This window comes from Nostocoides australiense Ben110, assembly GCF_001050535.1.
In the GTDB taxonomy this organism is placed as follows: Bacteria; Actinomycetota; Actinomycetes; order Actinomycetales; family Dermatophilaceae; genus Nostocoides_A; species Nostocoides_A australiense.
Map to the genome: position 1 here is coordinate 3494218 of NZ_HG764815.1, position 7165 is coordinate 3501382.

Consider the following 7165-nt stretch of genomic DNA (forward strand, 5'->3'; position numbering starts at 1 on the left):
CCCCCCCCCCCCCCCCCCAGCCACTGACCACGCGGGCGGGTGTGCGCGCGGGGGGCGACGGCATACGATCGCAGGTATGGCTGCACCGTCGCAGAAAGCACTGCTCGAATCCGTCCCGACCTCCCTCTTCATCGGAGGTGACTGGCGCCCGGCCGAGGGCGGCGCAACGCTTGACGTGCACGACCCGGCAACGGGCCGTGTGCTCACCCAGGTCGCCGACGGGTCGCCGGCAGACGGACTAGCGGCGCTCGACGCTGCCGTTGCCGCGCAAGCGGATTGGGCCAGGGTGCCCCCGCGCGACCGCGGCGAACTGTTGCGGGCGGCATACGAGAAGCTCACCGAGCGGGCCGAGGAGTTCGCCCTCCTCATGACGCTCGAGATGGGCAAGCCGCTCGCCGAGGCGCGCGGCGAGGTGACCTACGGCGCCGAGTTCTTCCGCTGGTTCTCGGAGGAGGCGGTGCGCATTCACGGGCGGTATGCCGTGGCCCCCAACGGTGCGACCCGCCTGGTCACGATGAAGCAGCCCGTCGGGCCGACGCTGATGATCACGCCGTGGAACTTCCCGCTGGCGATGGGCACGCGCAAGATCGGCCCCGCCCTCGCCGCTGGTTGCACGATGGTCGTCAAACCGGCGCACGAGACGCCGTTGTCGATGCTTGCCCTGGCGCAGCTGCTCGACGATCTGGGGCTGCCCAAGGGGGTCCTCAATGTCGTCACGACGAGCCATTCGGGCGCTGTCATGGAGCCGCTCATCCGGGACCCGCGGGTGCGCAAGCTGACCTTCACCGGCTCGACGCCGGTGGGCAAGAAGCTCGTCGAGCAGTCCTCGGAACAGCTGCTGCGGCTGTCGATGGAACTCGGCGGGAACGCACCGTTCGTCGTCTTCGAGGACGCGGACGTCGACGCGGCGGTGCAGGGGGCCATGCTGGCCAAGATGCGCAATATCGGGGAGGCGTGCACGGCGGCCAACCGCTTCTTCGTGCACACCTCGGTCGCCGAGGAGTTCGCGTCGAAGTTCGCCGCCGCCATGGGGGCTCTCACCGTGGGCAAGGGCACGGTCAAGGGCATCGACGTCGGCCCGCTGATCACGGCCAAGGCCCGCGACGGCGTCGACGAGCTCGTCCAGGACGCCGTGGCCAAGGGCGCCCGCGCACTGACCGGGGGTGCACCGGTCGCCGGCAAGGGCTTCTTCTATGCCCCGACCGTGCTGACGGATGTGCCCGCCGGCGCGCGCTGCATGACGGAGGAGATCTTCGGCCCGGTCGCACCCATCTGCACTTTCACCACCGAAGCCGACGCCATCGCCAAGGCCAACGCCACCGAATACGGCCTCGTCGGCTACGTCTTCACCAAGGACCTCTCCCGCGCCATCCGAGTCGCCGAAGCGCTGGAGTTCGGCATGGTCGGGATCAACCAGGGCATCGTCTCCAACCCCGCCGCCCCCTTCGGCGGCGTCAAGCACTCCGGCTTCGGCCGGGAGGGCGGATTCGAGGGCATCGAGGAGTACCTCGAAACCAAGTACGTCGGAATCGCCTTGTAGCGCAGCGGAATCCGCGCCGCCGCCGCGTAACCTCTGCTAGCAGAGGCTAGTCAAATCAGCACAGCTAGGGAGCTGTGCAGATTTGACCAACCTCTGCTAAGTCGTGCTTCGGCTGCGTGACTCAGCGGATCAAATGCCGGAGTGGGACGGCGAACGGTCCGCCCGCCGGACTCATGCAAGGACTTCTTCGCCTGCGGGGTCGGGAGGGGTCAGCCCGAGGGCTGTCATGGAGTTGCGGATGACGGTGGGCACATCGTCGCGGACCGTCACCACGACGCCTGGCTCGTCCGGGCCGAGCATCTGAAGCGTCGCGAACTGGCTCGGCAGCAGGGTCGGCGGCATGAAGTGATCCTTGCGCGCTGCCATTCGCGCTGCGATCAGTTCCATGTCATCGTGCAAGTGCAGGAAGCGCACCTGCGGGCGGCCCTCTCGAAGCACGTCGCGATAATCCCGTTTCAACGCCGAGCAGGTCACGACACAGCTCTCGCCCTCGGCGACCTGCTCGCTGATCCAATCCCCGATGCGCCGCAGCCAGGGCGCGCGATCCTCGTCGGTCAACGGCACTCCGGCGCGCATCTTGTCGACATTCGCTTGGGGGTGGAAGGCGTCGCCCTCGGCGAAGGTCCACCCCATCCGGGTCGAAATCCCCGTGGCCACGGTGGTCTTGCCCGTGCCGGAGACTCCCACGACGATCACGACGTCGGGCTCCATCCGTGCGACTCTAGCGGATCGGTGGGATATGTTGACGGCGTATACACGTCGAGCCCTGAGGATGACGAGACCGTGTCGGAGATCCGTCCCTATCACCACGGCGACCTGCGAGACGCCCTCATCGCCGCGGGACTGGACCTGACCCGGGCCGGCGGTCCGGCAGCCCTGACGGTGCGCGAGGCCACCCGGCGGGCCGGAGTGAGTCCCAATGCGGCATACCGGCACTTCGCCGACAGGGCAGCGCTCCTTCAGGCCGTGCGGGTCGCGATCCAGCAGCGGATGGCCGCCGGGATGGGGACCATGGACCAGGAAGCCGACACCACGGAGACTGCGATCGCCATGCTCCGGGCCGTCGGCCTCGGCTACATCCGCTTCGCCCTGACCGAGCCGGGCTGGTTCTCCGTCGCCTTCTTCGGAGAGGGTGATGCGCAACGCGCGTTCGGCGATACCGCATGGCCCGCGCCCTTCGTCGCGCTCGAGACCGCCCTGGACGCGCTCGTCACGACCGCGAGCCTCGCACCAGCGGATCGAGCGGGCGCCGAATGGCCGTGTTTCGCCGCGGTGCACGGATTCGCCGAACTGGCGCTGCGAGGACCATTGCGTGGCAAGGACACCGACTCGCTGATGACGCTCGCCGAACGGACCGTCGACACCACGATCGCGGGGCTGCTCGGCCGCTGAACCAGTCCCGTCGATATCGCCCGCCTTGATCACACCTCCAGCGGCTTGCGTCAATCCTCGATCCGCACCGCAATCCGAGTGCGCGGATCGCCGTTCCAGTCGACCGTCAGACCGGCGTCGCGGAGGGTCCCCACAACGAGTTCGCCGACGCGGCGGTCGGTCCCGACGCAACCTTGCGCCGGGCGCCGTCGTCGCCGGCGGCGGCCGCCGCCAGCAGTTCGGGGTCCAGGTCAGCGGCGGGGCGGAACGCGCTGAAGGAGAGCATCAGCACGGTCGGCCCCTCGGCAAGGCGTTCGGCGTCCTGCTGGTGGAAGAAGGCGTAGGCCCACTCGCGCCACGGATAGTCCGCAGCCGGAGCCGGCGTGCGCTCGTCGTCGATCTCGGTCGTGCCGCAGTTCTGGCAGCACGTGAAGTTCGTCCGCGTCAGCACCCCCTCGCTGCCGAGGCGGTCGAAGGCGGATTCCAGACGCTGATAGTCGCTGCGCTCGGTCCACGTCTCCTGTTCCGCCAGCCGCGCCGCCCACAGCTGGTCGATGACCTGACCGGGCCGGGGGTCGTCGTCGGCCAGTTCGAAGTAGTCCCGCAGCGCGACCGTCGCCTCCTCACGGTCGAGGAAGCCGGGCAACACGTAATCGGCAGCCCGGTCGCGCAGTTCGGCGTCGGTCACCTCGTCGGCCGGGTCGGACGCCAGACCCGCGGTGCCTGGCATGCTCTCCGCCTCCTCGCCGCGGCCGCGCAATGCCTCGAAAATCCCCATGCCGTTACCTTCCCACTACCGCGCGGGTCGGCCCAGTCTGTGGTGTGCTCAGTTCTGATGGTGTGCTCAGTTCTGAGCGGCCCCCAGTCGTGTGGGCTCTCCGTCGTGTGGGCTCTCCGTTTTGTTGGTCTCTCAGTTGTGCGTGACATAGGCGGCGCACGCCCGCGCGAGGGCGACGTAGTCCTCGCGTGTGTTGTACAGGTGGGCGCTGACGCGCACGAAGTGGTCTCCCGCGTACTCGGTGATCGCCAGTTCGACCGGGTGCGCCTCGCGGATCGCCGCCATCGCGGCGAACCGTTCCTCGCACTCGAACGGGACCAGCCGCATCGGCACCGGGTCGCCGGGGATGGGCTTGGTCCCGAGTGCGTCGGCGACGATCTGTCCGCCCTGCTCCGCGAGTCGTATGCCGTGCGCCCGCACCCGCTCCCACCCCAACTCCTCGTGAAGGGCGATGGCCGCCGGCGCCGCGAGCCAGCTCGTGACATTGCTGGTGCCCTGATAGGTCACGGCGGTGGGATAACCCTCCTCCTCCCGCCAGGAGACGACCAGCGGTCGCAGCCGGGCGATCGCGGCCACGTCGAAAGGCGTTGGGGTTGTGGGCGATCCGCGCCGCAAGGGCGGCGACGGCATCGAGGACGGGCTGGGGGACCGCGCCGTAGGAGCCGTGGTTGGTGAAGGCGCGGCCGGGATCGAGGGGCCACAGGGCGCGGATGGCCGCCAGTTCGGCGGTGGTGAACGGCAGCGGGGGCGACTCGGGAGTCATGTCGGACATTTCAGCCGAGGAGGCGCACCCGCGTCGAGAGCCGGTGTGCCTTGGCCGCCAGCTCGTGTCGCGTGCGCTCGGCGACTGTCCACGGGTCGATGGTGTTGATGTAGATGCCCGAGCCGCCCTCGAAGCCGGCCGGATTGGAGATGCGCCACTTGAGGATGACGCGGACCGGCAAGTGCTCGCGCATCGTGGGCGGGCGGTAATGCCATTCCTCGTTGGCGGGCAGCCGCGCCCCCATGGCGACGTGGCCGGCGTGCACGAGCGCGGACAGGTCGGCCAGTTCGTCGTCGGCGATATTCCACGGATCGCTTTCGCGCCGCAGGTTCCACACCTCGAGGCTGGGGAACCGGTGGCCGACGCCCGCGACGAGCTGGGCGCTGTCCGTTTCGGCGAGGATGAGGCCGTTGCCCGCGAGGACGCCGTGATAGTCGGCCAGCAGGTGCGGGTTGCGGCCCAGGTGTTCGATGTCGGCGACCCGAGAGGCGCCGAGCTCGTCGACGGTGACCAGTTGCTTGTGGAGGTGGTCGAAGGAGGCCCCGGCCGGGCGTAGCCAGTTCTGGAAGATCACGACCTCGCGCGCGAAGGGGTTGGCGGCGTAGAGGTTTCGGGCCGCCTCGAAGGTGAACGCGAGGTAGCGCTCGTGCTCCTCGGGGGTCAGCCGGCCGGAGGAGGCGAGCTGGTCGTCATACCGGGCCCGGTCGACGAGGTGGCGACGGGCGATGACGACGTCGTGGAACCCGCCGAACAGGCTGCTTTCGACGATCGCCTCGTCCCCGCCCGCGGCGAGCTGCGGGCGGTGGGCATCGACGAGCCGGTGCAGGTGCGCCCGTCCGCCGGGGGTGGCGAGGTAGGCCCGGCGGCGGGCGGTCTCGGCGGGTGGCAGGACGAAGCCGTGGTTGATGCGCCAGTAGTCGAGGGAGACGATCTCGAACAGGTTCGGCACGAGCCGGAACTCGGCCTGCGTCGCGTCGACCTCCTCAGCCGGTATGCCGCGGAGTACCTCCCAGCCGCCGCCGGCGCGGACGAATCGCGCCTTCTCCGGGGGCGTCTCGAGGCGCCGGGTCTCGCAGAACGCGCACAGCGATCGGGCCTGGGACGCCCGGATCGGGTGCTTGGCCCGCTCCTCCTGCACGAGTGGGCGGTGCGCCCGGCCCGGGACGGTCCACACCTCCGTGCCGGTGAAGACGTTGATCTGCTTGACCGTGCCGTCGGCCAGGCGGGTGAGCGCGCTTGTCACATGCCCCACACTAAAGGCAGCCCGAACGACCCCCTCGAACCCAAGGATTGCCGATGAAGAAGGCCGACCGGCAGTTGCTCATGCTGCTCGGCGTCGCGGTGTGCATTGCTTTGGTGTGGTGGGCGGTGGGCCGAGGTGGCGAGCCCGGCGGCGCGACCACCAGCGGCGTGACGAGCGGCGGCGTGACGACCAGTGCCATCGCGACCGGTGGCGGCGAGGCGACGACGCCGAAGCTCCCGACGGCCCCGACGACCGGACCAGGGCCCAAGGACCCCGTCATCGCCCCGGTCACGCCGGTCTCCGGGCTGGACACGATTGCCGAGTCGCAGCTGCCCGCACAGGGCCGCGACACCCTGGCCCTCATCCGGGCCGGCGGCCCCTACCCCTATTCGGAGGACGACGGGGTCTTCGAGAACCGGGAGCGTATCCTGCAGCAGCAACCTCGTGGCTACTACCGCGAGTACACGGTCGAGACGCCCGGCTCGGACGACCGCGGCGCCCGACGCATCATCGGCGGAGCCAAGGGCGACCGCTACTACACCGACGACCACTACGACAGCTTCCGGCAGATCCTGGAGGGTGAATGACCATGTCCGTCAACGCCGTTCGTCGCCTCGGGCCGGATGCCAGCATTGTCGCGGTGATGCGCGAGGAGTATGCCGCGGGGCGCGCCGTGAGCGTCGTGCCGGCAGGTGTGGACAAGGCCGAGTCGCTCCGGCTGTTCGCCGAGATTCTCGACTTCCCCGACTACTTCGGCGGCAATCTCGACGCGCTGTACGACTGCCTGCGCCAGGTCGCCACGGACCGTCCGGACGATTGGGCGCTCGTCTGGGACGCCGCCGGTGCGCTGCGAGCCGGCGACCCGGCGGCTTACGACGGCATCGTCGGCGTGCTCGCGGACGTCGCCGCGGACGCCGGCCAGCTGCACGTGACCGTGCTCGACCGCTGAGAGGCGTCCTCGACCGCCGAGAGACGGTGAGAATGTCGAGAGACGGGGAGAATGGCGAGCGTGACCACCACCCGCTCTGTTGCCCTGCTCGGCTCGACCGGCTCCATCGGCACCCAGGCCCTGGACGTGATCGCCCGCAATCGCGAACGCTTCACCGTCGCCGCCCTCAGTGCCGGAGGCAATGTCGGCCTGCTCGCCGAGCAGGCTGCGACGTTCCGGCCGGCGCTCGTCGCTGCGGCAACCGGCGACCCCGACGCCATCCGCGCGGCGATCGCCGCGCGCGTGAGCGCAGCAGGTGACCGTGCGGCATACCGTCCGGAGGTCATCACGGGAGCGGACGCGGCGACCCGCGTCGCGGCGTCCGGCGCCGACGTCGTCCTCAACGGGATCACCGGGTCGATCGGCCTGCGCCCCACCCTCGCGGCGCTGGAGTCCGGGTCCACCCTCGCCCTGGCCAACAAGGAATCCCTCATCATCGGCGGCCCCCTGGTCAAGGCCGCCGCCGCGCCCGGCCAGCTCGT

Annotated in this window: 9 protein-coding genes and 1 pseudogene; 5 read left to right on the forward strand and 5 right to left on the reverse strand. The window is 69.9% G+C overall.

Annotated features, from left to right (window positions below):
• Positions 1 to 76: 76 nt before the first annotated feature.
• Complete coding sequence (locus tag BN11_RS17050) at positions 77 to 1540, forward strand: NAD-dependent succinate-semialdehyde dehydrogenase (RefSeq protein WP_048699527.1); 1464 nt, start codon at positions 77 to 79, stop codon at positions 1538 to 1540.
• Positions 1541 to 1711: 171 nt separating this feature from the next.
• On the opposite strand, the gene BN11_RS17055 is transcribed toward BN11_RS17050, so the two are convergent.
• Positions 1712 to 2251: a gluconokinase gene (locus tag BN11_RS17055; RefSeq protein WP_048699528.1), complete on the reverse strand. Its 540-nt coding sequence runs from the start codon at positions 2249 to 2251 to the stop codon at positions 1712 to 1714.
• A 72-nt stretch (positions 2252 to 2323) separates the two neighbouring features.
• On the opposite strand from BN11_RS17055, the gene BN11_RS17060 reads away from it, so the two are divergent.
• On the forward strand, positions 2324 to 2932 hold the full coding sequence (locus BN11_RS17060) for a TetR/AcrR family transcriptional regulator (RefSeq protein WP_048701827.1): 609 nt from the start codon (positions 2324 to 2326) through the stop codon (positions 2930 to 2932).
• A gap of 50 nt (positions 2933 to 2982) precedes the next feature.
• Here BN11_RS17060 and BN11_RS26195 read toward each other — a convergent pair whose 3' ends face one another.
• The 4 genes from BN11_RS26195 to BN11_RS17075 all read right to left on the reverse strand — a co-directional run bounded on the left by BN11_RS26195 (position 2983) and on the right by BN11_RS17075 (position 5695).
• The gene (locus BN11_RS26195; RefSeq protein ID WP_407668007.1) at positions 2983 to 3066 is read right to left on the reverse strand and encodes a hypothetical protein; all 84 of its coding nucleotides are present in this window, start codon (positions 3064 to 3066) and stop codon (positions 2983 to 2985) included.
• The gene (locus BN11_RS17065; protein ID WP_083433839.1) at positions 3039 to 3689 is read right to left on the reverse strand and encodes a DUF6891 domain-containing protein; all 651 of its coding nucleotides are present in this window, start codon (positions 3687 to 3689) and stop codon (positions 3039 to 3041) included. Before BN11_RS17065 ends, BN11_RS26195 begins: the two co-directional genes overlap by 28 nt.
• Before the next feature lie 132 nt (positions 3690 to 3821).
• Positions 3822 to 4265, reverse strand: a complete 444-nt coding sequence (locus BN11_RS17070; RefSeq protein WP_048699529.1) for an aminotransferase class V-fold PLP-dependent enzyme — start codon at positions 4263 to 4265, stop codon at positions 3822 to 3824.
• 197 nt (positions 4266 to 4462) lie between these two features.
• Entirely contained in the window at positions 4463 to 5695 is a 1233-nt protein-coding gene (locus BN11_RS17075) for a DUF4921 family protein (RefSeq protein ID WP_053084158.1), read from the reverse strand.
• Positions 5696 to 5748: 53 nt separating this feature from the next.
• Here BN11_RS17075 and BN11_RS17080 point away from each other — a divergent pair, with 53 nt between their 5' ends.
• From BN11_RS17080 to BN11_RS17090, 3 genes and pseudogenes are all read left to right on the forward strand, one after another.
• Positions 5749 to 6282: a ribonuclease domain-containing protein gene (locus BN11_RS17080; protein WP_048699531.1), complete on the forward strand. Its 534-nt coding sequence runs from the start codon at positions 5749 to 5751 to the stop codon at positions 6280 to 6282.
• The gene (locus BN11_RS17085) at positions 6279 to 6644 is read left to right on the forward strand and encodes a barstar family protein (protein ID WP_083433840.1); all 366 of its coding nucleotides are present in this window, start codon (positions 6279 to 6281) and stop codon (positions 6642 to 6644) included. Before BN11_RS17080 ends, BN11_RS17085 begins: the two co-directional genes overlap by 4 nt.
• 51 nt (positions 6645 to 6695) lie before the next feature.
• A pseudogene (locus tag BN11_RS17090) lies at positions 6696 to 7165 on the forward strand (1-deoxy-D-xylulose-5-phosphate reductoisomerase); the annotation flags it as partial.